The 26,858-nt window shown below is 40.7% G+C and carries 24 protein-coding genes; 7 read left to right on the top strand and 17 right to left on the bottom strand.

Going from position 1 to position 26,858, the window contains the following annotated elements; all coding sequences use genetic code 11:
* Positions 1 to 54: 54 nt before the first annotated feature.
* The 4 genes from ABC374_RS05670 to ABC374_RS05655 form a co-directional block, all read right to left on the bottom strand.
* Positions 55 to 1,317 carry an anti-sigma factor domain-containing protein gene (locus ABC374_RS05670; RefSeq protein WP_413016442.1) on the bottom strand — a complete coding sequence of 421 codons (1,263 nt, stop codon included), beginning with the start codon at positions 1,315 to 1,317 and terminating at the stop codon, positions 55 to 57.
* Entirely contained in the window at positions 1,314 to 2,057 is a 744-nt protein-coding gene (gene sigI / locus ABC374_RS05665) for an RNA polymerase sigma factor SigI (protein WP_241590486.1), read from the bottom strand. The genes ABC374_RS05670 and sigI overlap by 4 nt, the downstream gene beginning before the upstream one ends.
* Positions 2,058 to 2,637: 580 nt before the next feature.
* A complete protein-coding gene (locus ABC374_RS05660) occupies positions 2,638 to 3,420 on the bottom strand; it encodes a TerC family protein (protein WP_350301860.1) in 783 nt (260 codons plus the stop codon).
* A gap of 259 nt (positions 3,421 to 3,679) precedes the next feature.
* Positions 3,680 to 5,239 (bottom strand): aldehyde dehydrogenase family protein, encoded by a 1,560-nt coding sequence (locus ABC374_RS05655; protein WP_413016441.1) that lies wholly within the window; start codon positions 5,237 to 5,239, stop codon positions 3,680 to 3,682.
* Between the two features lie 625 nt (positions 5,240 to 5,864).
* Between ABC374_RS05655 and ABC374_RS05650 the strand changes: the two genes are divergently transcribed.
* The gene (locus ABC374_RS05650; RefSeq protein ID WP_350301858.1) at positions 5,865 to 7,058 is read left to right on the top strand and encodes an FtsW/RodA/SpoVE family cell cycle protein; all 1,194 of its coding nucleotides are present in this window, start codon (positions 5,865 to 5,867) and stop codon (positions 7,056 to 7,058) included.
* Between the two features lie 111 nt (positions 7,059 to 7,169).
* On the opposite strand, the gene nhaC is transcribed toward ABC374_RS05650, so the two are convergent.
* Together nhaC and ABC374_RS05640 are read right to left on the bottom strand one after the other, a co-directional pair.
* Positions 7,170 to 8,549, bottom strand: a complete 1,380-nt coding sequence (nhaC, locus tag ABC374_RS05645; RefSeq protein WP_413016440.1) for a Na+/H+ antiporter NhaC — start codon at positions 8,547 to 8,549, stop codon at positions 7,170 to 7,172.
* A gap of 1,378 nt (positions 8,550 to 9,927) precedes the next feature.
* Entirely contained in the window at positions 9,928 to 11,502 is a 1,575-nt protein-coding gene (locus ABC374_RS05640) for a peptide chain release factor 3 (protein WP_350301856.1), read from the bottom strand.
* Positions 11,503 to 12,384: 882 nt separating this feature from the next.
* On the opposite strand from ABC374_RS05640, the gene ABC374_RS05635 reads away from it, so the two are divergent.
* Positions 12,385 to 12,588 (top strand): cold-shock protein, encoded by a 204-nt coding sequence (locus tag ABC374_RS05635; protein WP_061462203.1) that lies wholly within the window; start codon positions 12,385 to 12,387, stop codon positions 12,586 to 12,588.
* Between the two features lie 81 nt (positions 12,589 to 12,669).
* On the opposite strand, the gene ABC374_RS05630 is transcribed toward ABC374_RS05635, so the two are convergent.
* The 3 genes from ABC374_RS05630 to ABC374_RS05620 are packed head-to-tail and all read right to left on the bottom strand — an operon-like array spanning position 12,670 to position 15,891.
* On the bottom strand, positions 12,670 to 14,637 hold the full coding sequence (locus ABC374_RS05630; RefSeq protein WP_413016438.1) for a DUF6449 domain-containing protein: 1,968 nt from the start codon (positions 14,635 to 14,637) through the stop codon (positions 12,670 to 12,672).
* On the bottom strand, positions 14,612 to 15,511 hold the full coding sequence (locus ABC374_RS05625) for an ABC transporter ATP-binding protein (RefSeq protein WP_413016436.1): 900 nt from the start codon (positions 15,509 to 15,511) through the stop codon (positions 14,612 to 14,614). Before ABC374_RS05625 ends, ABC374_RS05630 begins: the two co-directional genes overlap by 26 nt.
* On the bottom strand, positions 15,508 to 15,891 hold the full coding sequence (locus ABC374_RS05620; RefSeq protein WP_413020279.1) for a GntR family transcriptional regulator: 384 nt from the start codon (positions 15,889 to 15,891) through the stop codon (positions 15,508 to 15,510). The genes ABC374_RS05625 and ABC374_RS05620 overlap by 4 nt, the downstream gene beginning before the upstream one ends.
* Before the next feature lie 191 nt (positions 15,892 to 16,082).
* Between ABC374_RS05620 and ABC374_RS05615 the strand changes: the two genes are divergently transcribed.
* Positions 16,083 to 16,499, top strand: a complete 417-nt coding sequence (locus tag ABC374_RS05615) for an organic hydroperoxide resistance protein (RefSeq protein ID WP_101224475.1) — start codon at positions 16,083 to 16,085, stop codon at positions 16,497 to 16,499.
* 53 nt (positions 16,500 to 16,552) lie between these two features.
* Here ABC374_RS05615 and ABC374_RS05610 read toward each other — a convergent pair whose 3' ends face one another.
* A complete protein-coding gene (locus ABC374_RS05610) occupies positions 16,553 to 17,869 on the bottom strand; it encodes an MFS transporter (protein ID WP_413016434.1) in 1,317 nt (438 codons plus the stop codon).
* Between the two features lie 177 nt (positions 17,870 to 18,046).
* Between ABC374_RS05610 and ABC374_RS05605 the strand changes: the two genes are divergently transcribed.
* Complete coding sequence (locus ABC374_RS05605; RefSeq protein ID WP_413016432.1) at positions 18,047 to 18,868, top strand: glycerophosphodiester phosphodiesterase; 822 nt, start codon at positions 18,047 to 18,049, stop codon at positions 18,866 to 18,868.
* Between the two features lie 541 nt (positions 18,869 to 19,409).
* Here the strand turns inward: ABC374_RS05605 and ABC374_RS05600 are convergent.
* Positions 19,410 to 19,874 carry a hypothetical protein gene (locus ABC374_RS05600; RefSeq protein ID WP_413016430.1) on the bottom strand — a complete coding sequence of 155 codons (465 nt, stop codon included), beginning with the start codon at positions 19,872 to 19,874 and terminating at the stop codon, positions 19,410 to 19,412.
* Between the two features lie 290 nt (positions 19,875 to 20,164).
* Here ABC374_RS05600 and ABC374_RS05595 point away from each other — a divergent pair, with 290 nt between their 5' ends.
* Together ABC374_RS05595 and yidC are read left to right on the top strand one after the other, a co-directional pair.
* Complete coding sequence (locus ABC374_RS05595; protein ID WP_048687259.1) at positions 20,165 to 20,452, top strand: hypothetical protein; 288 nt, start codon at positions 20,165 to 20,167, stop codon at positions 20,450 to 20,452.
* Between the two features lie 28 nt (positions 20,453 to 20,480).
* A complete protein-coding gene (gene yidC, locus ABC374_RS05590; RefSeq protein ID WP_413016428.1) occupies positions 20,481 to 21,266 on the top strand; it encodes a membrane protein insertase YidC in 786 nt (261 codons plus the stop codon).
* Positions 21,267 to 21,361: 95 nt separating this feature from the next.
* Here yidC and ABC374_RS05585 read toward each other — a convergent pair whose 3' ends face one another.
* From ABC374_RS05585 to ABC374_RS05575, 3 genes are read right to left on the bottom strand one after another with little or no spacing between them, the layout of a single operon-like run.
* A complete protein-coding gene (locus ABC374_RS05585) occupies positions 21,362 to 21,745 on the bottom strand; it encodes a hypothetical protein (protein ID WP_413016426.1) in 384 nt (127 codons plus the stop codon).
* The gene (gene cphA / locus ABC374_RS05580; protein WP_413016424.1) at positions 21,742 to 23,583 is read right to left on the bottom strand and encodes a cyanophycin synthetase; all 1,842 of its coding nucleotides are present in this window, start codon (positions 23,581 to 23,583) and stop codon (positions 21,742 to 21,744) included. Before cphA ends, ABC374_RS05585 begins: the two co-directional genes overlap by 4 nt.
* Entirely contained in the window at positions 23,580 to 24,395 is an 816-nt protein-coding gene (locus tag ABC374_RS05575; RefSeq protein ID WP_350301847.1) for a cyanophycinase, read from the bottom strand. The genes cphA and ABC374_RS05575 overlap by 4 nt, the downstream gene beginning before the upstream one ends.
* A gap of 185 nt (positions 24,396 to 24,580) precedes the next feature.
* On the opposite strand from ABC374_RS05575, the gene ABC374_RS05570 reads away from it, so the two are divergent.
* Complete coding sequence (locus ABC374_RS05570; protein ID WP_101224469.1) at positions 24,581 to 25,003, top strand: pyridoxamine 5'-phosphate oxidase family protein; 423 nt, start codon at positions 24,581 to 24,583, stop codon at positions 25,001 to 25,003.
* Positions 25,004 to 25,331: 328 nt separating this feature from the next.
* Here ABC374_RS05570 and ABC374_RS05565 read toward each other — a convergent pair whose 3' ends face one another.
* From ABC374_RS05565 to ABC374_RS05555, 3 genes are all read right to left on the bottom strand, one after another.
* The gene (locus tag ABC374_RS05565) at positions 25,332 to 26,378 is read right to left on the bottom strand and encodes a M42 family metallopeptidase (protein ID WP_413016421.1); all 1,047 of its coding nucleotides are present in this window, start codon (positions 26,376 to 26,378) and stop codon (positions 25,332 to 25,334) included.
* Between the two features lie 94 nt (positions 26,379 to 26,472).
* Complete coding sequence (locus ABC374_RS05560; RefSeq protein ID WP_413016419.1) at positions 26,473 to 26,610, bottom strand: hypothetical protein; 138 nt, start codon at positions 26,608 to 26,610, stop codon at positions 26,473 to 26,475.
* Positions 26,611 to 26,643: 33 nt separating this feature from the next.
* Complete coding sequence (locus ABC374_RS05555) at positions 26,644 to 26,832, bottom strand: hypothetical protein (RefSeq protein ID WP_034314269.1); 189 nt, start codon at positions 26,830 to 26,832, stop codon at positions 26,644 to 26,646.
* Positions 26,833 to 26,858: the final 26 nt, after the last annotated feature.

Genomic DNA, 26,858 nt, shown 5'->3' with positions numbered 1-26,858 from the left:
CCTAACACAATTAAATATCCATGGCTAAGAGTCCAGCTGCATGCTGGACTCTTTTTAATCATTATGTCCATTTCCGTTTCCATTATTGCCTTTACCCCTTTTCGACTTATCCCAATCTTGCTTATCTTGTTTATTTTGCTTATTTTGCTTATTTTGCTTATCTTGCTTATCCCGTTTAGCCTGCTTCACTTGGTTAGCTTGTTTATTTTTATTTTCGTGCTTTATATGATCGTCATTATTATTTTCTTTGGCTGATGAAACTTTTTTTACATCGAACTTTTTATCATTCTTTTCATTTTTCTGCTTGTTCTTTGATTGGTTGCTGTAGTCGCTATCGGATTTCCCTTTTGACTCGTTGCTTTTTTCCTTGTATCCATTTATTGCATCCCGTTTTTCAATTGTATCTTTCTGTTCAGTTTGTTCCTTAATTTTGGCAACTTCCATACCCGCGTTTTTCCGTTCATTCGGTTTGGCTTCATTGGCCGGCTTTTGCTTTATTTCAATTTCATTATTCTCTTTTTTCTTTTCTCCATCCGATTTGTTTTCCGTACTCAGCGTTACGCTCTTCTCTTTCGGAATAACAACCCTTTCCTCGACTTTTTTTTCTGGTGCTGGAGCAGGCTCCCTCTTATTGACTTTCACCTTATCTTTATCTTCATTCAACTTCTTTTCGAGATACTTACCAGTGGATATGCCTTGTTCCCGTGCTTGCTTCCGATCGCTTTTTGTTGCCTGGATCACTTTCATTTTTGTGTTAGAAACATTATCCTTCTCAGAAATTTCTTTTATCTCTTCTTTTAAATTCTTATCCAGTTCTTTATCTTTTTCCAATAACGTTGTGGAAACCACAATTTGTTTATTTCCTTTCAAATAACCAAGTTGCTTCGTCGTTTCAACGATCCGGTTTGTAACAGTCTTCATATCCTTGCCTTTCCAGGCCTTCAGCTGACCAATCACAAGCTTGCCGTCTTCATTTAAACCGGTAAGTTTGAGAACTTCTAAATCATCGTCAAGCTCCAATTCAATGCTTGGATTCACATCTATCGTCATATATGCCGACACAGGGCCGGAGAAATAAGAAGGAAGAATCGAAAACAGAATCAAGAAGGTGGAGGCAATGCTTAGCACGGCCGTTTTTTTGAAAGATGAATGAAAATTGGAAAAGGCTAAAGTGAACTTTTGTTTAGCAGGTGCAAAAGTGATTTCCTCACCCACTTCATATACCCGTTCCTGCCTTTTGGTTTTCAGAAATTCACCCTCGGGGGTCAATAGGGTTACAAATCGCTTATTAACTGAAAGAATAACTCCTTTTTTCATCCATCGATAGCCCCTTTTATATAATCATTCAAATACAAGAAATCTCCGTTTATTATGATTGCCACAGCAATGATGTACTTTCTGTTCCGTTCAATCGTTTTTCTGCTTACTTCCACTTTTCCCTCAAGCTGTTTTACGGGCAGCCGCTTTTTTGCAAACAGGATTTCTTTCAGTTCGTCATCTTCCATTAACAATTTAGCGATCATAATAGCTCCCTTCCTGGCATCTGCATGTTTGGGAGAGTTTTCAACTAAATCCTCAAATGACAGACCAAAATCCTCTAGATGGCTTATATAAAGCAGAATTTCTTCTTTTCTTCTTTCCGATTCCTTCTGCTTCTCGTATTCATTGATGGAATTTTCATTATCGATATATATATGGCTTTGCTCATTATCATCATTCAGTGATAAATCCAATAGGACTTCTTTTTGTTTGGACTGGCTTCTTATATAATCTATAACCCTTCGTTTAACGAGGGTTTCGGCAAATGCCAATAAAGAACGGCCTTTTTCCGGGGAATATTTATCGATTGCCTCGTTAAAAGCAATCAGTCCAATACTGAATTCATCATCTGATTCGTATATGTAACGTTTGCAAACCGATGACACTGTTTTCGCAATAAAAGGTTTGAATGACTCTATGGTATCATTACGAAGGCTAATATCGCCTTGTTGAATTTTCAATACGGTTTCTTCTAAAGAACGCTTTTTTTTGAATGCTGTAAACAACAATCCAAGCATTTGCTCACCTCGCTCCTGTTGAACATAAAATACGCATCAACATACTTATCTTAAGCGGAGGGAGTCTAAAAGACAGTACCAAAAGAACTATTTTTGCATTAAAAATGAAATCACATAATATATCAACATGATAAAATACTTAGTTTTTTCTCGTTTATTACAGTGCAATTACAGTAAGTTATCTTTTTCCTGATTTTCGTCCGATACAATGGGACAATTGTCATTTTTATAACCGGAATTTAATATTCACATCTTTTAACATATCATTCGTAAACACCCCTGCGCTTTTGAGGGTCATCTCCATAAATACATGAAAAAGCAAAAAAAATAGGCGTGACCAGCACGCCTGCAGACTGTAGACAAACTCGATAAAATCGTTTATCTCAGTTTTATAAAGGTTTATAAAACCCAAACGTCGATTTCCACTCCAGGCACTCGCTTTCCGCGGGCGGTCCGGGAGCCTCCTCGGCGCGCTTTTCCCGCAGGAGTCTCGCACACCCACTCCAATCAACTTTGTTTTGAAATTTTAGTTAAAACCCCTTTAGTCTACAAATTAGGCGTGACCAGCACGCCTGTTTTTTTAAGCTTCCTGTATTTTTTTCTCTTCTTTTTCTTTTTTTTCTTTCTTGCTTGAAATGATCCATGCACCTGCTGCAATTCCAATCAATACAACCCAGAAAATCGATTTCCAAAGAGTTGATTCAGGGAAATGATGATCGATGACAGCCAGTGAAGGGTGTGCGAGTGTGTGTACCGCCAACTTCACTCCTACCCAACCCACTATCAAAAATGCAGCCGTTTCTAGGGAAGGACGCTTATGAAGCAACTTCACGAACGCATTTGCTGCAAATCGCATAATGATCAATCCAATCATGCCGCCGAGGAACATGACAGCGAATTGCCCTCCGTCAATACCGCCGACTTTCATCCAGCCTGTTTCAGGAAGTGTAACAGCAAGTGCGACGGCAGCCAACATCGAATCGATTGCGAAAGCTATATCAGCCGCTTCAACCTTTACCACAGTCATCCAGAAGCCGGATTGCTTTTTAGGTTTCGTGATTTCCTTCTCACCTTTACCAGCGTATTTTTTGTAAATGTGCTGAAAAGCAATGAAAAGTAAATAAATCGCACCGATTGCTTGAACTTGCCACACCTCGACAAGAAAGGAAATAAGGAATAAACTTGCAAAGCGGAAAACAAAAGCTCCCATCAGACCATAAAACAAGGCTTTTCGCTGTTGTTCTTTTGGCAAATGCTTAACCATGACAGCCATGACGACCGCATTATCCGCAGCAAGTATCCCTTCTAATCCAACCAAGATAAGAAGGACCCAGCCATATTCCAATAATATTGATGCTTCCATGCATTCAACCTCCAATAGTTAGTATTTCCTTCCTACTGGCATTGGCAAAATAAAAAGACCTCTGCCATATAGGCAAAGGTCTTGCTGAACATGAAATCATGTCAACAAAGCCGATGAATGTTTAACATTCACGTAATGACGACTTTGTTTTAGGGCGAACCCTAACGCTACTCCCCTTTGAAAAGGAAAATCAGTTATTAAGTATATTAATAGTATACGCGCTCGTTATGAAAATAACAATCTTTTTTATAAATGGATCTCATTTTCTGTTCCCTTTGGATAATTTAATCAATCGCAAATATTCTTTGCCGAAACGAATCCAGTTCGGTTTGGCAGAAAAGTAATTCTGAAACAGCGATAAAAAACTCGTGTATTTCCCTTCATATGGATACCACTGTATTTCTGTATTGTTTTTACCTTTATCGATCATGATCGCTTTTTCATGGCAGAAAATCTTTAATCCATGCTCGCCATGATACCGGCCAACTCCGCTTTGTTTGGCACCGCCAAATGGTAAATGATGATTAGCAACCGTTATCAGCACATCATTGATGGTCACCGCTCCTGTTACTAACCGAGACGCAATTTTGCTTGCTTTTTCCCTATCCATCGTCCAAACGCTGGAATTGAGCCCATATTCACTTTCATTTGCCAGGGCGATCACTTCTTCCTCCGTATCGAAAGGCACAACAGGCAATACGGGTCCGAACGTTTCTTCTTTCATGATTTTCATGGAATGATCGACATTGGACAGAATCGTCGGCGGAATGAAATGGGTCTGTCCCGTTTTCCACTCTTTCGGAGGTATTCCGGCTTCAAGTACGGCCCCCTTATTCAGTGCATCCTCCAGTTGTCCAGCCACAATATCAACTTGTGCCAGGAAAGTCATTGAACCGATATCATCCTGCGAATGCACCCCCTGCCTCATGGACTTCGTTTTTTCCCTAAGAAGCATGAGGAATTCCTTATAAACAGGACGTGCCACATAAACCCTTTCAACACTCATGCACACCTGCCCGCTATTTGTAAAAGCCCCCCAAAGGGCCCCGTTCACAGCCCGTTCCAGGTTGGCATCACGCAGAACGATCATTGGATCCTTCCCGCCAAGCTCCAAAGTCGTTGGGATCAGTTGTCTAGCTGCGACCTCACCAATCATTTTCCCAGTCCTTACAGATCCAGTAAAAAATATATAATCTGGCTTTTGCTCAGTTAATGCCGCACCCAATTCTTTTCCTCCATGGGCAAACTGTATAGTTCCGTCCGGGAAACCAGCTTCAAGAAACAACTTTTCAATGCACACCCCAACTAAAGGAGTTACCTCTGAGGGCTTGGCGATGACTGCATTTCCCGCTGCTAGCGCATTAAGAATGGGTACCATGGAAAGCTGCAGCGGATAATTCCATGGTGAAATGACGAGAACCGTTCCACGGGGCATATAATGGATATAAGATTTTTTTCCAATTAACATGAGCGGAGTGGTGACCTTTCGTCCGGAAAGAGTTTTCACTGCATGTTTCTCGATATGCTTGATTGCATCAATCGTTGGCATGATATCAGCAACCAGTGCTTCAATTTTCACTTTTCCTGTATCTTTTGAAATGACTTCAGCTATTTCATCCATTTTTTCAACCATCAATAAACGAAGCCGTTTTAAATACTGCAGCCGTTCCTTGATGGGAAGATTCGACCATGCTTGGAACGCATGTCTTGATTTCTTATATATATGAGGAATCGCCTTCAATGGCGTTGGGACTATTTCCGCAATCTTCTCACCTGTTGCCGGAGAAAACACTTCCAGCTTGTCTTGTATTTCTTCCATAACTACTCCCCTTGCTTTACCTTATTTTCATTGGTACTTCCTATCATATTTATGCTTTTAATTAAGATCGACCAAGGAGGTACGCCTTCCCTAATTCACTAAACATACGAGGTTTTTCGCGTCAACCCTCTTTATATAATGCCAGAGACGCAGCAGCCTGTATAATATAATCGATTGGAACCAAGTCCATAACGGGTTCCCTCTCTTCATAAAATCCCTGCCCGATTCCGTGCCACATAACCGGTGCTAAAATAAGTATACCTCTTAAGATGAGTTACTCTAACAAATTCGTTTTCAGTATCCACTGCATCACATCAAGTTTTAACCTTAAATAGTAATCTTCCAGACATAACAGCACCGCCAAATGGAATATATAGTAAAAATTTTCCCGTTATTAAAAGGAGTATTCACGTTTACTATCGAAGGTAATGTATAGGAATCCGAATTCGGCTATAAGCAAAAAGGAAATCCGGCAGACCAAGTTTCTCGGTTTTAGTGTTTAATATTGGTTTATGTAGGATAAATTCATATTATTGAATAAAAATTATTATCTATATAACCGATTTTCCGTTACTATATAAGAAGGCGATTTTTTCGCGCATACATATTTGAGGTGAGCGCACAAGTGAAAAGAATAATTAAAGCATACGACTTCCCTATTTTCATCGCTGTCGTATTACTCTGTTTGTTTGGTTTAGTCATGATTTACAGTTCGAGCATGATCACTGCTGTCGCTCGATACGGCTGGCCCATGGATTACTTCTTTGAGAAGCAAAAAACGGCTTTTCTCATTTCATTCGTGGCAATGATCGTCACGATGATCCTTCCTTATAAGATGTACAAAAACAAAATGTTCTTGATGTCTATGATGTTTGGAATGGCCGGTATCCTTTTGCTGCTCTTTATCTTCGGCCATACAGCAGGAAATGCCACAAGCTGGTTCAAATTAGGGACAAAATCGATCCAACCCGCTGAATTTTCCAAGTTAGCCATAATCATTTATCTGGCAGCCATTTACGGAAAAAGGCAGGATCGAATCAATAGTATTGATAAAGCCGTCATCCCACCGATTTTCTTTCTGGTATTCATCTGCTTTTTAATCGGAATACAGCCTGACTATGGAACGGCAGCGGTCATTTTCCTGATTTCAAGTACCATGATCATTTCATCCGGGATGTCTTTTAAGAGTATATTCAAACTCTCTTTGATCACTGCGATATTCGTTGCCATTTTTGCATTAGGGGTACTCGTGACAGGTAATTTCTCAGCCGTTCTTTCTGAAAATAAGATGTCTCGTTTTACGGGGTTTGCAGACCCTTTCGGAAAGGCAGGAGAAAGCGGGTATCAACTCGTGAATTCCTTATTCGCAATAGGATCCGGCGGCCTTACTGGAGTGGGACTTGGTGACAGTGTACAAAAATACGGGTACCTGCCTGAATCGCATACTGATTTCATCATGTCTGTCATTGCGGAAGAGCTCGGAATATTCGGAGTGGGGTTCGTTCTATTGACACTAGGTTTTATCGTTTTAAGGGGATTTGTACTTTCAGCAAAATGCAAGGATCCATTTGGAAGCCTTTTATTGATCGGCATCTCATCCATGATCGGCATTCAAGTCGGCATCAACGTTGGCGGAGTGACTGGACTTATCCCTATCACAGGGATCACCCTTCCATTCATCAGTTATGGAGGATCTTCCTTACTGCTGCTCATGCTTTCAATGGGCATATTCCAAAATGTCGTCATGCGAATGAACTTGCTTGAACAGAAAGAAAAGGTCGTGTCCATCCCAAAAGATGAGATCGCGTCTTCAAAATAATCAATCAAATACCCCCTGACATTTCTGTTCATGTCAGGGGGTTCCCTTCTCTATAAGGTTATGTAAGTTCACATAAAAAAACAGGCAGTCAAAACCGACCGCCTGTTTTTTTCATTTATAATGGATACCGATTTTCGTAAAGCCAGAAATCAGACTGAGCAAAGGACAAAGCAGGCAGAAGAATGCAAATGGGGCATATTCAAGGGTTGAAACACCCAATACCTGTGTCAGGAATACACCGCAGACACCCCAAGGAACCAGAGGATTCACAACTGTTCCCGCATCTTCAAGTACCCTCGCAAGCGTTTTGGGCTGCAAGCCTAAATCTTCATATTTCTGCTGAAAGGCTTTCCCAGGCAGTATAACTGACAAATACTGTTCACCCACCAGGAAGTTCACGCTGATTCCTGCAAATACAGTAGCGGAAATCACTTTCGCTACACTCGTCAATGAATCCTGGATTGCTTTTAAAATAGAAGGGATGACCCCCAATTCGAACAATAGTCCGCCCATGGCCAATGCCAACAACACCATCGAAACGGAGAACATCATACTTTCAATGCCGCCCCGTGATAAGATTGAGTCAAGTTGATCCATTCCACTCTTGAGGACAAATCCGCCGTATAAAATATCCGCCAGTTTTGCTACCGTCAAATTAGGCGTTTGAATGAAAGCGATGATGGCTGCCGAAATGATTCCTGCCGACAATGTCGGAATGGCTGACACCTTTTTCAAAGCCATGATTAGGACGATGACAAACGGAATCAAACTCCATATGCTTATATTCGTTTCCATTTCCAGCGCTTTGGTCATGGCTTCGATTTCCTCAACACGAGCAACTTTGACATTCGGTGAAAGGAGGTAAAAGATGATAAGCGATATTAAAAAACCTGGAATCGTAGTCCAAAGCATATTATTAATATGTTCAAATAATGGTGCTCCAACCGTTCCCGATGCAAGGTTGGTAGAGTCGGATAATGGAGACATTTTATCCCCAAGAAATGCACCGGAAATGATTGCACCGGCTGTAATCGCCAACGATAAATCCATCGCCGCCGCCATACCTATTAAAGCAACGCCGATAGTGGCTGATGTTGTAAGTGAACTCCCGATACAGAGCCCAATTAGCGAACACACCAGAAATGTGATCGCATAGAAATATTCACCAGAAATCCAGTCAAACCCATAGTACATGATGGTAGGGATCGTCCCGCTTGCCATCCAGATGGAAATCAGCATTCCAATGAAAAAGAATATATAAATGGCTCCCATACCAGTACCTGCACCTTTGACTATAGCCGCCTCCATAATTGAAAATGGCAGCTTCTTGATCTTCCCATAAACAAATAAGAAAAGGATTGCCGCTATTATTGGAATATGGGGGGCAAGTCCATAATGTATGATTCCAGTTGCAATGATTAAGAATAGAATGGCCGAAACCCCAATTGCTTCAAGTAAGGAGAGTTTTAGCTTTGCATCTTCAAGACGCATGATGTATTTCCCCGCTTTCAATGTTGTATATACTCTGAGGTAAGGCTAGGACCTTTTCACTCCTCACAATTACTGAAACGCTTTTAAGCACTAAAGTACTAGCTAAATATATAGTAGTTTCAGGAGATTGTCAAAGGAATATTTTAGTATAATTCGATTTTATCAGTGATGCTTCTCTCCACTGATACAACGCAAACCATTACCAAGCTCCTTCCGATAGATACATTTGTAAATTAATTCCACGATAATGACTTTTATGTGAAAAATAATGAAACAGTTTTTTCTCATAATGATCAATCAGGACTATGTAGCCTGGTTTCCTGAGCAGAGCTTCTTCTTTAATTGAATAAATTACCCCACATTCCCACGAGAAAAGTCTGCTGAGGCCATCAGGAGGCTTTCGGCACTATTCATTCGCTGTATATAAGTTCACCCGTAAGGAAAGCGATAGTTATAGTAGCATTAAAATATCTCCAGATAATGAAAAAATCCCTTGTATTCATAACACTAGGGGTTCGAGTTTGTAGACAAAAGGGGGCCTATCTAAATTAAGACAAAGTAGATTGGAACGGATGGTGCGAGACTCCTGCGGGGAAAACGCTCCAAGGGAGACCCAACAGACCAACAGACGCAAAGGCGCCGAGGAGGCTCCCGGACTGCCCGCGGAAAGCGAGTGCCTGTAGTGGAAATCTACGTTCGAGTTTTTGCACACCCAAAAAAACTGTAGACAAATGAGGTTCTATCTAAAATTTAAGACAAAGTAGATTGGAACGGAAGGTGCGAGACTCCTGCGGGGAAAACGCGTCCAAGGGAGACCCCACAGGCGCAAGTGCGCCGAGGAGGCTCCCGGACCGCCCGCGGAAAGCGAGTGCCTGTAGTAGAAATCAACGTCCGAGTTTTTGCACACCAAAAAAAACTGTAGACAAATGAGGTTCTATCTAAAATTTAAGACAAAGTAAATTGGAACGGAAGGTGCGAGACTCCTGCGGGAATAGCGAGTCCAAGGGAGACCCAACAGACGCAAGGGCGTCGAGGAGGCTCCCGGACTGCCCGCGGAAAGCGAGTGCCTGTAGTGGAAATCAACGTTCGAGTTTTTGCACACCAAAAAAAATTGTAGACAAATGAGGTTCTATCTAAAATTTAAGACAAAGTAGATTGGAACGGATGGTGCGAGACTCCTGCGGGGAAAACGCTCCAAGGGAGACCCAACAGACGCAAAGGCGTCGAGGAGGCTCCCGGACCGCCCGCGGAAAGCGAGTGCTCTACGTTCCAATCAACGTCCAAATTTGTACAAGCCAAAAAAACTGTAGACTTAACTCGATTTTCATCGAGTTTGTCTACAGTCTGAAAGCCCGTGTATATAACACGGGCTTCTTCATTATTTCAAATCCATTGGATTATATAATTCCACATCAGGATTTTTATCTTGGAACCAACGAAGTGCAAACTCATTTTCAAATAAGAATGCATATTTATCAAACCGGTCTTTAACAAGAATGCTTCTTGAGCTATGAAGATTTTCATCAAGCTTTTCATCTTCAGCCCAGCGTGTAATCTTGCTGCCCATGCGCTCCATCACGACTTCAACATTGTACTCGTTCCTCATACGATGCTCGAATACTTCGAATTGAAGTTGCCCAACCGCACCAAGCAGATATTCTTCCATCCGAACCGTTTTGAAGAGCTGAATTGCCCCTTCTTGTACAAGTTGGTTAATTCCTTTATGGAAATGTTTCTGTTTCATGACGTTTTTAGCTGTTACCCTCATGAATAGTTCCGGTGTAAACTGAGGCAGCCTTTCAAACTGAAACATGTCTTTGCTTGTTGTAATCGTATCGCCAATTTGGTAGTTACCGGTGTCATATAAACCGATGATATCTCCGCTTACCGCTTCATTTACGGTGTTCCGATCATCAGCCATGAATTGAGTAGAAGAAGAAAGGTTGATTGGTTTTCCTGTCCTGCTCAGGTTGACGCTCATCCCACGTTCGAATTTACCGGAGCAAATGCGAAGGAAAGCGATCCGGTCACGGTGTTTTGGGTTCATATTCGCCTGGATCTTGAAAATGAAACCGGAAAAATCATTACTGACAGGGTCCATTTCACCTGACGTTGTCATCCGCGCTTGTGGAGCTGGTGCAAATTTCAGATAAGCATCCAAAAACGTCTGAACACCGAACGTCGTTAAAGCACTCCCGAAAAATACGGGACTAAGTTTTCCAGTCGCAATGTTTTCTTCAGAGAATTGGTTACCCGCTTCCGTCAACAGCATGATTTCTTCCAAAGTTTGCTCATATAACTGGGAATCCTTAAGTTTATGATCCACTTCGAGTTCACCTTCGTCATTCAATGGAAGGAAACGCTCTTCCCCTTCCGTTTTGAACTGTTCAATCCGATTATTGAACCTGTCGTAAATGCCCACGAAGTCTTTTCCCATCCCAATCGGCCAATTCATTGGATATGTTTCTATACCTAATACCTCTTCGAGTTCGGCAAGCAATTCTAGCGGCGTTTTACCTTGTCGGTCCATTTTATTGATAAAAGTGAAAATCGGGATACCCCTCATCCGGCATACTTTGAATAATTTAACCGTCTGATCCTCGATACCTTTTGCCGAGTCGATGATCATCACGGCGCTATCAACAGCCATCAGTGTACGATATGTGTCTTCACTGAAATCTTGGTGGCCTGGTGTATCGAGAATATTGACACGGAAATCATCATAATCGAATTGCATGACTGAAGATGTAACGGAAATTCCCCGTTGCTTTTCAATCTCCATCCAGTCACTTGTTGCATACTTCCCTGTTTTTCTAGCTTTAACTGTTCCGGCATCTCGGATCGCGCCGCCAAACAGCAATAATTTTTCTGTCAAAGTCGTTTTCCCGGCATCCGGGTGAGAGATGATTGCGAAGGTCCGTCGGGATTGAACCTCGTCTTTTAAATTAGTCATAATATGTTCCTTTCATTATTGGAGTCATCAATAAAAAAAATTTATAGAGGTTTACTGTATTTTTTACATTGGAATGGCAACCTTTCTTTGTATGCAAAAATCCTGATCATACACAATATATGTAAGAAGAAATATATCATAAGGCTTAAGCATTGGCTACTCATCATTCATTTTCAATCAACCTTTCTATTTTAACACGATATGAAGGAAAGATGTAGAGGTGAATGCATCACCATTAGGGGATTTGTTCAAATGGCAAAACAAAAGACGCTTAATCAGCGCCCCTTATCTAATCCATATGGTTACCGTTCATTTATTCATGGTTTAACTTATTACCTTGCAGGTTTAATCGCTTTTTGATTCCGCTTGTTTTTCCAGCGTTTTTTTACTTCCTTGAATATGATTGGAGCAGCAAAAATGAGGGCCCTTTTTAATAATTTCTTCATTATTCATCAGTCCTTTCTTTCTTATCCTATACCCGATTATTTTCGTGAAAAACTTTAATGCCAAATTGTTTTCCTAATCTCAACTCTAAAGGCTTTTCCAATTGGCCCCGTCAAATTTCAATCCAGGAAACTCCTGTGCGACAATACCGTTATGCTTCCCCGTATAAAACCTGTCTAATAATATTTTCCTAAATGGGAATGTATAAATTAATTCCATTTGTTTTATCCTTTATAAAGGTGGGTATATACTAAAAAAATGGAAATTGCCCCAAAGGAGTGGGTTAATTTTTCCTGTAGGCTTTCACATTTTATCAAGCATCTTCGTATGATAATTTTAACTTGAATGAGGGTGCTGGATAATGTGTGAAATTGATTTTTCCATCACGGTAAAATCATCACCATTAATATTTTTTAACTTTTTAGGAGGATTCATCGAATGACAGTAACAGGTAAAGTGAAATGGTTCAATAGTGACAAAGGATTTGGATTTATCGAAGTACCAAACGAAGACGATGTTTTCGTACATTTTTCCGCCATTCAAGGAGAAGGTTTCAAGAGCCTTGATGAAGGTCAAGAGGTTGAATTTGAAATCGAAGAAGGAAACCGCGGACCTCAAGCTAAAAACGTCGTAAAACTCTAAAGCATAGATACACAAACATATTGATAGGCAATGGAAAAAGGATGCCGCCCAGATTGGGCGGCATCCTTTCATTTATTCACGTTATCTTTCATTAAAATGATCCAAAATGAAGCCGGGAACATGTTCGCCAGAAAAACTCTTGATGTCCACATCTCTGCTTTCTTTATAATAAAAGGCAGCTGAGTACTCCCCGCCCCAATCGATTTGGGCATTATCAATGGCCGTCTCGATTTCCGAAGCGGTCTTAATTTTCAAACGGTTTGGCTGTTGTTCAATCTGCTGTGCGATTTCACTTTCAGAATACGAATGATAAACTTTTGAATCGGTCTTCGCAACCAGTATATAAGAGACATCATCAACCATTAACCTTGCTTTTTCCGATTGTCCTGTACTTTCCATCCATTTTGAAAACTGAGTATATGAAGAGTCCCAATTCATATAAATGGTTTTGTCATTATGTAAGAGAATGTCGATGGAGGCATAATCACCAAAAGAAGATGTCATTTGGTCGAACGATTGATTATTCAGATCCTCCGACAATGCCTTTACGGCTGCTTCCAGCTGTTGACCGTCCGTGATCGTTATTGATTTGTCCACTTGTCCGCTCGCCGTTATCTTGATTTTTGATACGTCTCCAGCAGTAACATTCAATAACTCATTAACCATTTTTTTATATTCATTCGACTCATAAATTTTCGCCAATAGCGGCTTGTATGAGTCGTAGTTTTGCAAATGATACTCCCTCGCTAACCGTTTTCCATTCTTGAGTTCATACATCAGGAATACGGATTGTCCATCATTCAATTCACCTATGGAAACCTTTTTACCCTTATCGATTATTTCCTGATGCAATAACCTGATCGCCTCAATATTTTCCTTCTCTTTAAGATAATTTGAAGCGTTATCCGATGTGTCACCATCTTCAAAAAATAAAGGAGAATTGCCAATATAAATTTGGCTAATCATCTTTTCATCAGGAATCTTGGCCTTATAATGAAGGGGATCTATTTTTATAATGAGTGCCAGCACAATGATGGCCACTATAAATGCTGCATAACCTTTCAGGTTGACCCGTATTCGCCAAGTCTTTTGCAGGACCATTTCCCCTAAATAATATCCAAGCAAAGAACCGACGGTATATCCGAAGAAAATCCACCCTGGCTGGCCTGTCGTTTCGCTAAAATACAGCCCTGTAAACAGCATCATGCATAATGTCAGGCCGAATTTAAATAATGGCTTAATCTTCGGATAAACAAATGCCTGCGATACGTGCTCCAGCTTTCTCCTCTCATAGAGAAAAAGAGAACTAATCAGAAAAAGTAAGGTTAATATACTATAAATTAAAGTATTAATAGAGAAAAAGTCTATTTTTTCCATCTCCGTTGCTGCTAATAAGGGGGAGATGCCATTCATATTGGAGCTTAGATAATAATCTGCAGAAAATCCTGCTATCAAAAACTTCACATTGGCTGAAAACAATACAAACAGCCCCACCGGCAAAGCAAGAAAAATATAGGTCAGCAGTCCTTGAAAGGCTGATAATCCCGTCACCATTCCAATTAAAACGGCAACAGAAAAGATCAAAGCTTCCAAAATAAATGTATTCCCCATCCAAGACCATATATCAGGCATGGTATATAGCGTTTCTATATCAATTGCCGAGTGGAATAATATCAAAATTAAACCTGTAAGTAATATCGGCAAACCCAAGAAGCCAATTCCCGTCCCAATCATATGAATGTAGATGCTGCGTCTAGTAATCGGTAAACTATGAATAAAGTCAGAGGCTTGTTTCATTTGTAAAAACCGAAAAAGGAAGATGGCAAGTAATACTGGAATAACGATGACCAAGACAAACTGTATCATCTGCTGACAGGAAAAAAGGTTTTTGAATTCCACATATTCATTATTCTCATTCAAGATAATCGCTAACATTTCCAAAGGCAGCGCAAATATGAGGCCGACGAGATACAGGAAACCAATCCAGCCAGTGCTTCTGAAAATATAGATAATCAATTCTCTATTAAACCAGGTTATTCTGGATGACATAACCTATATCCCCCATTTCATAAATGAATATCTCCTCTAGAGTAAGGGGGAGAATATCTAATATTTCTGGCTGAAACTGATTAAAGTGCGATTTAATCATGGATTCTTTACCTTTAACGATGCAAACGATCACGCTGCCGCGTCTTTCCTTGTTTAGAATTTGAATTCCGCGGTATAAACCGTGGGGAATTTTATGTTTAAAGGCGATTTGCACTTTGTGTACATCCGCTTTTAAGTCATTCAAATCCTTTTGGATCACAAGCTCACCTCCATGTAAAATCCCGACATGATCGGCTAAATCTTCAATTTCCCGGAGATTATGGGACGAAAGTAAAATCGTCATATCCCTTTCCGATACATCCTGAATCAACAACTGCCTCACATTTTTACGCATGACCGGATCTAACCCATCAAACGGTTCATCCAGGATGAGAACTTCCGGCATCGTCGAGAGTGCGAGCCAAAAAGCAACCTGTCTTTGCATACCCTTCGATAGTTTATGTATTTTATTTTGTACGGGTATCGGAAATACTTCCTGTAATTGATAGAAACGGTCTTGATTCCATTCACTATAAATATGGCTATAAAAACTTGCCATTTGCATGATCGTATAGTTAGCCAGGAAATAAGGCGTATCAGGAAGGAAGAAACAACGATTTTTCACTTCACGGTTTTCAAACACGTATGATCGATCAATTAGAACTTCTCCTGCATCCTGTATCAGATTGCCTGAAAGCATTTTTAATAAAGTCGTTTTCCCCGCCCCATTTGAACCTAATAACCCGAATATGGAGCCTTTTTGTATGACCAAGGTGACGTTTTTGATCGCTTCTTTTCCTTCATATAATTTACTCACCTGTTTTATTTCAATCATGAATCTCCCCCCTTTGCCAATGGATTGATTTCCTTTATCAATCTATAAATTTCATGTTTATCGATTCCGATATAAAGAGCTTCAGCGAGTACCCTTGAAAGCTCGTTTCTGATCTTTTCTTCTTTCAATGAATTTTTCAAGGATTTAGGAGGAGCCACGAAATTCCCTTTGCCTGGTAATGTATATATAAACCCGTCAGATTCAAGCTGCTTGTACGCTTTCTGGATCGTATTTGGATTGATGGTCAATTCCTGAGCCAATATTCGAATAGATGGTAGCTGATTATGTTCCTGTAAAACTTCATTGATCATTAGTTCCTTTAACTTATCCATCAATTGCTCATATATCGGCTTTCCATTTTGAACATCCAGCTCAAACATCATAAACCCTCCTTGCAAATGGGTGTATTACATCTCCTAATACAGTAAATTATAAAACAATATCTTCCAATTTAAAACCAATTTAAAACCATTTTCACACAATACTCTTCATAAACTCGCTTTCATTTTGTTTAACAAGACTTACAGGAGGGAACTAATGATAGTAAGAATAAACAAAGGAGTTGTTTTCATTGAAACCATTATACACAGCTACAGTTGCCGTACAAGGCGGTCGTGAGGGACATGTTAAATCAGAGGACGGGATTCTGGACTTCGATGTGAGATCACCGAAGGAATTAGGTGGTTCCGGTGAGCGCGCCACAAACCCTGAACAGTTATTCGCAGCCGGTTACGCGGCTTGCTTTGACAGTGCCTTGAATCTTGTTCTGCAAAAAGAAAAGAAAAAAGTCGATACTTCCGTTACGGCAAATGTCACGATCGGTAAAGATGAGGATGACGGCGGCTTTAAATTGGCTGTAAGATTGGATGTTTCTATTCCCGACCTAAGCAGGGAAGAGGCTGAAGACTTCGCCAAAAAAGCACATATGACCTGCCCCTATTCAAAAGCGACTCGCGGGAACGTCGATGTCACCTTGATTTTGGTATAAGATTATGCAAGGGAATGGATACGGCATTAAGGCCGGCTCCATTCCCTTTTTTCTTAGTTCACTTCTTCCAATCCCTTCATTTTCAAAAGAAAGCCCAGTCCTATTACCGCCATGATGATCAATGAGCCCAATGCCATCCTGCTCGCCAATGTACCGAGGTCATGGAATACCAACGTTATTGTTCCATATAAAAGCGGACCGATTATTGAAGAAACTTTTCCTGAGAATGCAAATAGTCCAAAAAATTGCCCCCTCTTCTCATCCGGGGTCAATTCAATGATATATGTCCGTGATGTCACCCACATCGAACCAAGCGAAATGCCGAACATACTTCCGGCAACCCAGAACCATAGAGCGGTTTGTGCAAAGACCGCTATAAATAAAGCAACCAAAAGCAGAACCCCCACATATGTCACAGCTAGCCGCGGCCCCTTCGACTGCGTGATGTATCCAAACAGAAACGATCCGGCAATACTCGATACTGTCGAAACCAAGTAAAGCAAAATGAATCCGCTTGAGGAAAATCCAACAACAGTCTTGGCATATACGGCCATCATGCCGATAGTGGTAGCAATTGCATCATTTAAAAAGAAATAAGCAATCATGAATGTAAAAACCGATCGATGGGATTTCATCTCTTTAAATGTGGATTTAATTTCCTTATAACCGGATAAAAAAGGTTGTTTCGCTTTTTGCTGTTTTGGAGTCTCTTTTAAAAAAAAGAACAATGGAAGGGAAAAAACCAGAAATAAAATGGCCGTGGGAATAAAGGCTTCATGTGAACTCCCTTTACTTATGAATGGATAGATGGACAGGCCCACTAACGTTCCAAGGTAGCCTACCGCCACGCCAAATCCTGATATAAGCGGCAATTGCTGTTTCGTGCCTAAATCACTCATCATCGTATCATAGAAAACAAGACTCGAATGATAGAAAAACTTTGCTATCACAAATAAAAGAATGACGATCGCCAAGGAAATTGGAATGCCAAGAAGCTTCCCATCGAACGGCGCCCCTCCAAATACCCCCATTAAAAATGTACATACAACGGAAATGATTGTGAAAATCATAATGTATTTTTTCATTTTTCCCGTTCGATCGATCATGACACCGAACAGCGGGGAAAACAAAACTAGAAATAAACTGGCAATCGCATTTGCGTAGGAGATGAAGGTACTGGCAATCTGATCAAGAACGGCATTTTCCCCAATCTGTTCCTGGAGGAAGAATGGAAAGAAAATCGTATTGATATTAGAGGAAAAAATCGTATTGGCAAAATCGTAAAACGCCCAAGACAGAATGGGCAGGGAAAAATATAAACCAAAATTCCCCTTCCATTTTTTAGACTTCGGTTTCACCTGCAATTCCATCTGCTTTCCCTCCTTATTGATACTTAAATTATATGTATTCCATACCTTTCCAATAAATCCTTTAAGTCGGATTATAACATTGTGTAAAACATGATTTTTTCCTGGCTAACATGTAAAATTATGAAATGAGACTGTCCTGCTAAATTTTAATCATTTTGCCTAATAGGAGTGTGAAAGATGATTGCATTTTTTCTTATTATCGTGATAACCATGCTTGTCCTGTTCGCTCTCTACGCTAAAAGATCAAAGAGTGATTTCCCTGAAAGCTTAATAATCCAGCATTCCCCCCTTAAAATTGGACATCGCGGTGCATCTGGATATTGCCCCGAGAATACAATGGCATCTTTTAATAAAGCTATTGAATTGGGAGCTGATTTCCTGGAAGTGGATATCCATCTTAGTAAAGATGATGTACTTGTGGTTCATCATGATCCCACCCTGGATCGAACCACGAACGGCAAAGGGAACATCCGTGATTACACGGCTGCCGAATTAAAGGAACTGGATGCAGGAAGCTGGTATCATTCCCGTTATAAAAACGAAAGGATTCCTTTACTAAGTGAGGTATTGGAGAATTTCGGGTCTGAAGCCGGAATCTTAATCGAATTAAAACATCCATCTGCTTATCCCGGCATTGAACAGAAACTTGCAGAGGAATTAGGAAAATTCCAGGAATATTCAACAAGTGAAAATAGGATAATGGTTCATTCATTCGATATGGAATCCATGAAAAGGTTTCATCAATTAATGCCGGACATACAAGTGGGCGTTTTGATAAAACGCCCAATTAATGACCAAAAATTAAAGGAGATTGCCGAGTTTGCATCATTTTTGAATCCAAAGCAAACAATTTTGAGTAAGAAACTGCAAATGCGAATCCAAAAGCACGGGATGAAAGTATATACATGGACCGTCAACAATAAAAAACAAATCCGCATGTTCAAAAAGATGCAGTTAGATGGGATCATTTCTGATTTTCCTGATTATTTTTTTGATTGAATCTTTGAAGGAATTTGCCTTCTTTAATAACTTTACACTTGATTTCGGAAATCCGCTCCCTTTCCGCCCGCTGTCTGCCAAGCCTCATCAAAGCAAGCATCCAGCGGGGTCTAATCTAGCCAGTTTTCGGCATGAGTGTCGCAAATTTCTTCAATCTAATAAAGGTTACAATAAAAAACATTAAGGATAATCTAGTCTCGTTTTAAAATCATGGTTCGGGGTGAGACCATTCCGAACCACCTTCTTAAAAAAACATCCTGTTGTTTTAAGAAGGTGCACTTTTTTTGGGGCCGTTCACGCCGTTTTTCGACCCACACCGCACTTTATTCGACCGATCACTATTTTATTCGACCCACACCCCAATTTATTCGACCGTTCACGCATTTTTTCGACCCACACTGCACTTTATTCGACCGTTCACCCATTTTTTCGACCCACACCAGACTTTATTCGACCTTTCACCAATTAGTTCGACTACACCGTACTTTTTTCGCCCACCTTTTGTCCACAACTGAACAATCCGCTAATGCGCATTGTTATTTTAATAACAATGAAAGAATTGTATCTCATGCGCGTCCGTTCCATAATAGGCCCATCGCTGTTGACTTCGTCTCCATCGATAACCTGCCACGGAATTATAGCCGACATATGTGGGGTAAAACCAAAATGAGCGGCCATTTTTAAGCCAAACATACGTATGTTTGTATAAACACCCTTTTATTGAACCAGTGTCCATTGCCTTAGACATTCCATCATGAAGTTGTGGAGTGAATAATGGCGGAGCTATATGAGGCGGGCCTCCTCCGTGGGGCGGCCGCGGCGGCGGCTGGTCCCCGTAGGACGGGCCAGGCGGGCCAGGAGGAGTCCTTATATCCATTATTTGATTTTCAAATGGATATGGCACTGCCAAGAAATCATTATCCATGTTTCGGAGATGTGCATTTTGATATATATTTTCAGTACCGTTATTGTTATTCTGTTGATCGAATGAATTGTATGGTTTCATACTTTTTCACCTCATAATTGAACTTCCTTTTATCCGTATGTAGACGAACGACCATATGTGCATCTTCATTCCGAATTACTTGTCTCGACTCTGGGGTTCTACAGAATATTTAATCAGAAAATATTCCCTGTTTATTTTTTGAAAAAATCCCTATATTTTTTAGCTTTCTTGCACTAGAATTTGATATAGTGTTCTTAATGATTTAAACTCAATAAGGTCAAAAGCATTTCAGGCCCTGAATCATTTTTGGAGGCCAAATTTTCTTATCTTAGAAAAAACGAGGGATTCCTATGTGGGAATTATTATTAGAATTCGATTATCAGACCGTTCGCCATGCGGTATGGGCAGGTTACTTATTTACCTTTGTCTTTCCACTGGCTGCGTTTTACTTCTTAAATAAAAAGCAATCGCTCTTGAACGACAAATATCAAGCTTCCGTTCATACAGATAAAAGTAAATCCCCTGTTCATGCGGGCAGCATTTTTGACTGGCGCGGTGCACAGCGCTTCTTCACATTTATCCGGCAAAAGGATTCACCAGATGATTCCGATGAGCCAAGCCTCCTTCTCGTTGTTTAACCACTAACAATTTGAGGAGGAAATTATATTGAAGAAGAAAAACATGTTTCTAATTGCCGTACTATTTCTGGCAACGACCCTATTGACAGGATGCTCAGCAGCAACGAGCGGTCCATTTCATACCGCTTTGGTTAACCCGATGACAAAAATGCTGGAGTTTAATGCTGATTTATTTAATGGCAACTATGGTTTAAGCATCATCATGATGACATTTTTGATTCGCCTTGTCTTGCTTCCACTGACTGCCAAGCAATATAAAACACAGCTTAGCATGAAAACGAAGATGAATGGGCTGAAACCGGAAATGACTGCAATCCAGCAGAAAATCAAAGAGACGAAAGATCCAGCTAAACAAAAGGCCCTTCAACAGGAAATGATGCAGCTTTACCAAAAGCATGGAGTCAATCCTTTAAACATGGGCTGTTTGCCGCTCTTAATTCAAATGCCGATTCTAATGGGCTTTTATTATGCAATCCAAGGCTCCCATGAAATTGCGACCCATAGTTTCCTTTGGTTCAGCCTTGGTCAGCCGAATATTGCCATGGCGATTATTGCTGGTGTCATTTATTACTTCCAATCGGTCATTTCCATGAGACAAATGCCGGAGGAACAGCAGAAACAAATGAAGTTGATGAGCCTGCTCTCACCAGCAATGATTTTATTCATTTCTTTCTCCGCTCCTGCTGCTTTGCCGTTATATTGGTCAATCGGAGGTATATTCATGATTGTTCAGTCCATCGTGCTTCAGCGAATATATAAAAAAGACCATGCCGTTGTCCCGGCTGCAAATGAAACGGTTATGAAAAAAAGCTAATCCAATTGGATTAGCTTTTTTTTCATACATTGAAATTTTCGCGAGTAATTGCTAGCCTTGATTGAAAGTGGATTTTCAGGGCGAAATTCACTGTTTTATTTCTTCGGCAATGGATTTGTTGAAACCTTTTGGAAAAACTTCTCTACATATTCGAAATCCGTGTAAAAGAACAATAATAGGTCACCCGGTTGTGATGCTTCCCAGGCTTTTATGAATGCGTCCAATTCATTAGGTTCGATTAAGGTCCGATCTTTTTGTAACCCTGCTTCTACGGCAGCTTCCTGAAGCAGCCTGGCTACTTCGAGAGGCTCCCTGCCTCGCAAATCATCGTCTTCTTTAATGATGAACAGATCAGAATTCATGGCCGCCGCCTTGGAGAGCCTGATAAGCTCTTCATCAATACGGTCCCCAGGTCCTGCCAAAACAGTGATAAGACGATTTTTGTTATAAGCACTGACCGTCTCGAATATGGCCTTCAATCCTGCTTCATTATGGGCATAGTCGATGTCATTACGACTTCGGCTACCAGCCTCTTTAATTTAATGAGATCATCCAAAGTATCGATTCCATCACGGCCGAGGTGATCCTCACTTACATTGGTAATGATCCCCACATCACATTTACGAAAAGCAAGACCTTCACGCAGAATCCCTCCTCTGGCCGTTTCCAATACGGCTACATCAACTTCAGGATGGGCCAATACCATTCTTGCACTGACCGGACCACTGCAGTCGCCTTGATCCAAAACCTCATCTCCGATATATACTCCATCAGAATTCGTCATACCCACTTTTGTATTTTCATTAGAAAGAAAATAATGAACCAATCGGGTCGTTGTCGTCTTTCCATTTGTTCCGGTCACTGCGATGATCGGTATAGCTGCCTCTTCCCGAGTCGGAAATAAATAATCAACAATGGCCTTGCCTACATCCCTTTTTTTCCCTTCGCTCGGATAATGATGCATTCGAATTCCCGGAGCAGCATTCACTTCAATAATTGCAGTCCGTGAATGTTCGATTGGTTTTGATATATCCTCACAAATAAAATCGATTCCGGCTATATCCAAACCGATCGCTTTCGCGGCAGCAGCCGACATATTCTTAATGGTGGGATGAACCTGATCCGTTACATCGATTGCCTTTCCACCAGTTGAAAGATTTGCATTGCCGACAACTTGAACCAATTCCCCTTGATTCGGAATGGTATCGAGCGTCCGATTCGATTTTTCCAAGTAACAGGTCACGGTATGTGTAAGTGGGATTTTTGACATCGGCTTCTCATGTCCTTCCCCCCGTAAATCATTACAGTTTTCTTTTTCTATCAATTTACGTATCGATTCCTTACCGTTGCCAATAACATAGGGAGGAAGCCTCAAACTAGCTGCTATAAGTTCACCGTTGACGATCAGTAACCGATAATCATGTCCTTCAATATGCCGTTCGACTATGTACTTCTCCACATGCGACTCCAAACAATTGATTACATTGAATAGTTCATCCTTATTTTTGATATGGGTGATGACACCCTGCCCCTGCCTCCCATTATACGGTTTAATGACCAGCGGAAAACCCAGCCTGTCCGCCGAGGCAAAGATATCTTCGATGGAATGGGCAACTTCACCTTCAGGTACAGGGAGGCCACACCCTCTTAAAATTGATTTGGTCAATGATTTGTCACATGAATTCTCAACGGCAATATTCGAAGTCTGGCTGGAAATTGTCGCCTGGACATACTTCTGCCTTGTACCGGTTCCTAAACGCAGTAAGCTTTCATCACCCATACGCTCGACAGGGATGCCTTTTGCTTGTGCTGCCTTAAAAATGGCTTCGGTACTTGGACCCAGTTTATTTTTATAATATAACTGCTCTATTTGTTTTACATAAGATTGTACATTTATATGCTTTTCACCATTCAGGATGGCTTCCGCGATATCTTTTGCTGCTAAAAAAGCTTGAAGGCCTGAGTGAGGTTCCTGATAGTCAAAGGTCACATAATAAAAACCCTTCTTTTCCATCATAATCGTTTTTCCACGAATGGCTTCGATTCCGGCCAGGTTTTGAAGCTCAATCGTCATATGCTCCAATATATGTCCCATCCATGTTCCTTTTCTCAGCCTTTCGGCGAAACCGCCTCGATACCCTTTTGAACATGTATGGCTTCCCAGGTTCGGGAGCGCCTTTAACAATTTTTCATTGAATCCAGGTATTGAATCAGATGGTTTCTGTTCCAGTACCCCTATATCCAATTCAATGCAAATCGTCGGTGTATAAGCAAAATAATTAGGTCCTTTTAAATAACGGACTCGATTGATTATCATTGTTGGATCCCCTTTTTCATCAACAATTTCCTTTTAAGCAGGTCAAAACGGTATCCCCTGGTTAGTGCATGAAGGTTAAATCCCGAAAGAGTCAACTCTTCACTGCCATTCTCAGAAGTTGTGATATTGATATAATCACTGGTGCTGCCATCAAGAACCAATACTTGATGTTGGCCAACTACTTCAAAAAGACTGTCTTTAACTAAAATTGCTGTATTTTCATCAATGCCAATACCCATAATTTCCTTTTTCCCTGCTATCGCACTTAACAGGCGGTCAAAGCGGCCACGCTGGGAAAAATGTTGATCGATTATCAAACCGTCAAGGAAGCCGAAGCCTACCCCAATCTCAACCTTTAACTTATTGTCATTCAGCATCGTGTCAGCAGCAATGATCATATGCTTACCTAAAATGGAAGCGCCAGCACTTGTCCCTGCTATCACCATTCCTTTATGCCAGGCTTTAGAAAGGGCATCGTGGAATTTGGTTTTTCCAATCAGCTCAAACAATCGGCTTTGGTTTCCCCCTGAAATGAAGATGGCGGAAAAAGATGTCAGCTGTTCACAAATTGCTGGGTCATCTGCATCCTGCCTTGAATCCAGCTTGATCACTTCCACCCTGCCCACGCCTAAATCCCTGAAAATCTTGATATACTCTGTACTCACTTCCTCAGGAATTTCACTCGCTGTAGGCAATATTCCTATTCCGCCATCCCTATTACGGGTTGCAAGCTCGACAAATTTATTTAATACCTCACCTTCAAGGCACTTATCCTCTGCCCCGCCAATGATAAGTAATTCACCACAATTCATTCATCATACTCACCTTTACAAATGGATTAACATCATGAAATTGCTCAAAATAGAACACATAATGACTAGTATGGCAACTTCTATCAATCTTCATTCATAAAAATGGCAAACTGCAGAATTTTGTTTAACTTAATGAAAAGAGAGGAAAAGTAATAGAGTAAAAAAAATAAAAGGAGTGTGCAAAAATGAGCCAAAACCAAATAAAAGAAAAAGTGTTGAACATCATCCGTGATCATAAAATAGGAGTTTTATCTTCAGTTGAAAACAACAAACCACATTCACGCTATATGACATTCTTTAACGATGATTTAACTTTATACACACCAACGAGCGGAAAGACGGAAAAAATTGATGAAATTGAAAAGAATCCTAATGTTCATATCCTGATCGGCTATGATAATAAAGGATTGGGCGATTCTTACCTGGAAATCTCAGGTACCTCGAAAATAAACGATTCTCAGGAACTGAAGGATAAATTATGGAATGAATCATTTGAAGATTGGTTCGAAGGTCCGAAAGATCCGAATTATTTAATCCTGCAAATTAAGCCGGAAAGCATCCGGTTGATGAACAACAACGGTGAACCTCCACAAGAATTATCATTGTAAATCTTTATTTTTTGTACTTACGCCAATTCACGAGTATTACGCTCAAACTCACGAGTAAATGGCCCAAACTCACGAGTTAAACACTAAAACTCACGAGTAAATGGCCCAAACTCACGAGTTAAACACCAATACTTCCGAGTAAATGGCCTAAACTCACGAGTTAAACACCAATACTCACGAGTATTTGATCGAAATTCACGAGTATTACGCCATTTCACGAGTAAATGACCGAAATTCACGTGCATTTCACTAAAAACACAATACTATAATTAAAATATCGCTAAAAAACAGTTAAAAGCCCGCACATGAATGCGGGCTTTTTTCACGATTATACCAACTCTGATTGGATATAGTGCAAAATCAGATTCGCTGTATGCTTTAATGAAGAGACATGTGTCCGCTCGAAGGCATGTGATGCATCGATTCCCGGTCCGATCAGACCATGTACGACATCATATCCTGCCCGGATTGCAGCGGAAGCGTCCGATCCATAATATGGATAAATATCGACTCGGTAGTCGACGGCATTTGCTTGGGCAAGTGAAACTAAATGCTGACGGAGTTTATAATGATATGGACCTGAGGAGTCTTTTGCGCAAATGGATACGCTGAATTCATCCGTCGATTGTCCATCACCGATCGCGCCCATATCGACTGCTAGATATTCGACTGTTCTCTCAGGGATATTGGAATTTCCGCCATAGCCGATTTCTTCATTGTTGGAAATCAGGAAATGGGTCGTATAGGCCAATTTTATCTTTCCTGCGGAAATGAGGTCAATGATATGAAGGAGGATGCCTACGCTAGCTTTATCATCCAAATGCCTTGATTTCAAAAAGCCTGTATCCGTCACTTCCACTCTCGGTTCAAAGGAGACAAAATCTCCAACAGAAATGCCAATGGCCTCGGTTTCCGCTTTAGTTTTCACGATAGCATCTATCCGGACCTCAATTGTCTCATCATCACGCTTGGCATCGCCGGCATTTTTATATACGTGGACAGAGGTCTGATTGATTAAAATGGTCCCGGTGATAATGGCTCCGTCAGCTGTATGGATTTTACAATACTCCCCTTCCACTGAGTTCCAGCGGAAACCGCCGATCATCGCCAATTTAAGGCGGCCATTCGCCTTGATTTCCTTTACCATGGCTCCCAGAGTATCGACATGGGCAGTCAGCAAGCGCTGTTTGTCATCATCTTCGCCTTTTAACGAGGCAAGCAATGCCCCTTTATTCGTGATGTTGTAAGGAACCTTCCTCTGCTCCATGAAATCGGCCGCGTATTTAATGGCTTGCTCAGTATAGCCGGAGGGGCTGGGTATGGACACCAATTCTTTTATGTAAGATATAATTTCTTTTTCTTCGATCACACTCATGCGTATTATCTCTCCTTTCCTCTTGCTTCATTATATCTTTTCATGGCAACTTTTAACATATTTAAAGACCGCCAAAAGGCGGTCCTTAATCGATTTAACTCATAAAAGCCAGGACAGGCAACATGGCCATAACTAATGTTGAAATTCCATATAACGCTAAATTCTCCATATTCACTTTTCTTTTCCACTTATCGCGCCATACTTTGTATCTATCCATATCTTCGGTTTTCATTTAAAAAAACCTCCTTTATGATGAAAGTTCAACTTACTTCAACTGTCTTTGTTTGTTGGACATTTCCTTCATATACTCCAAGAAGGCAATTCTCTTTTCGTCTGGATAGGCTACAATGTCTGCAATGATTTCCTCTTCGAGAGGTTTCAGTAAACGGCCAACCGATTCAGTAAACAATATTTCTAACTCTCTCTTTGTTTCATTAGGGTTTCTCACTTCCATCAATATCACCCTTCCAATTACTTACT

Origin of the sequence: Peribacillus phoenicis (genome assembly GCF_047238085.1) — a bacterium.
GTDB lineage: Bacteria > Bacillota > Bacilli > Bacillales > DSM-1321 > Peribacillus.
The sequence above is the reverse complement of the archived record's forward strand: the minus strand, read 5'-3'. Positions and strand labels throughout refer to the sequence as shown.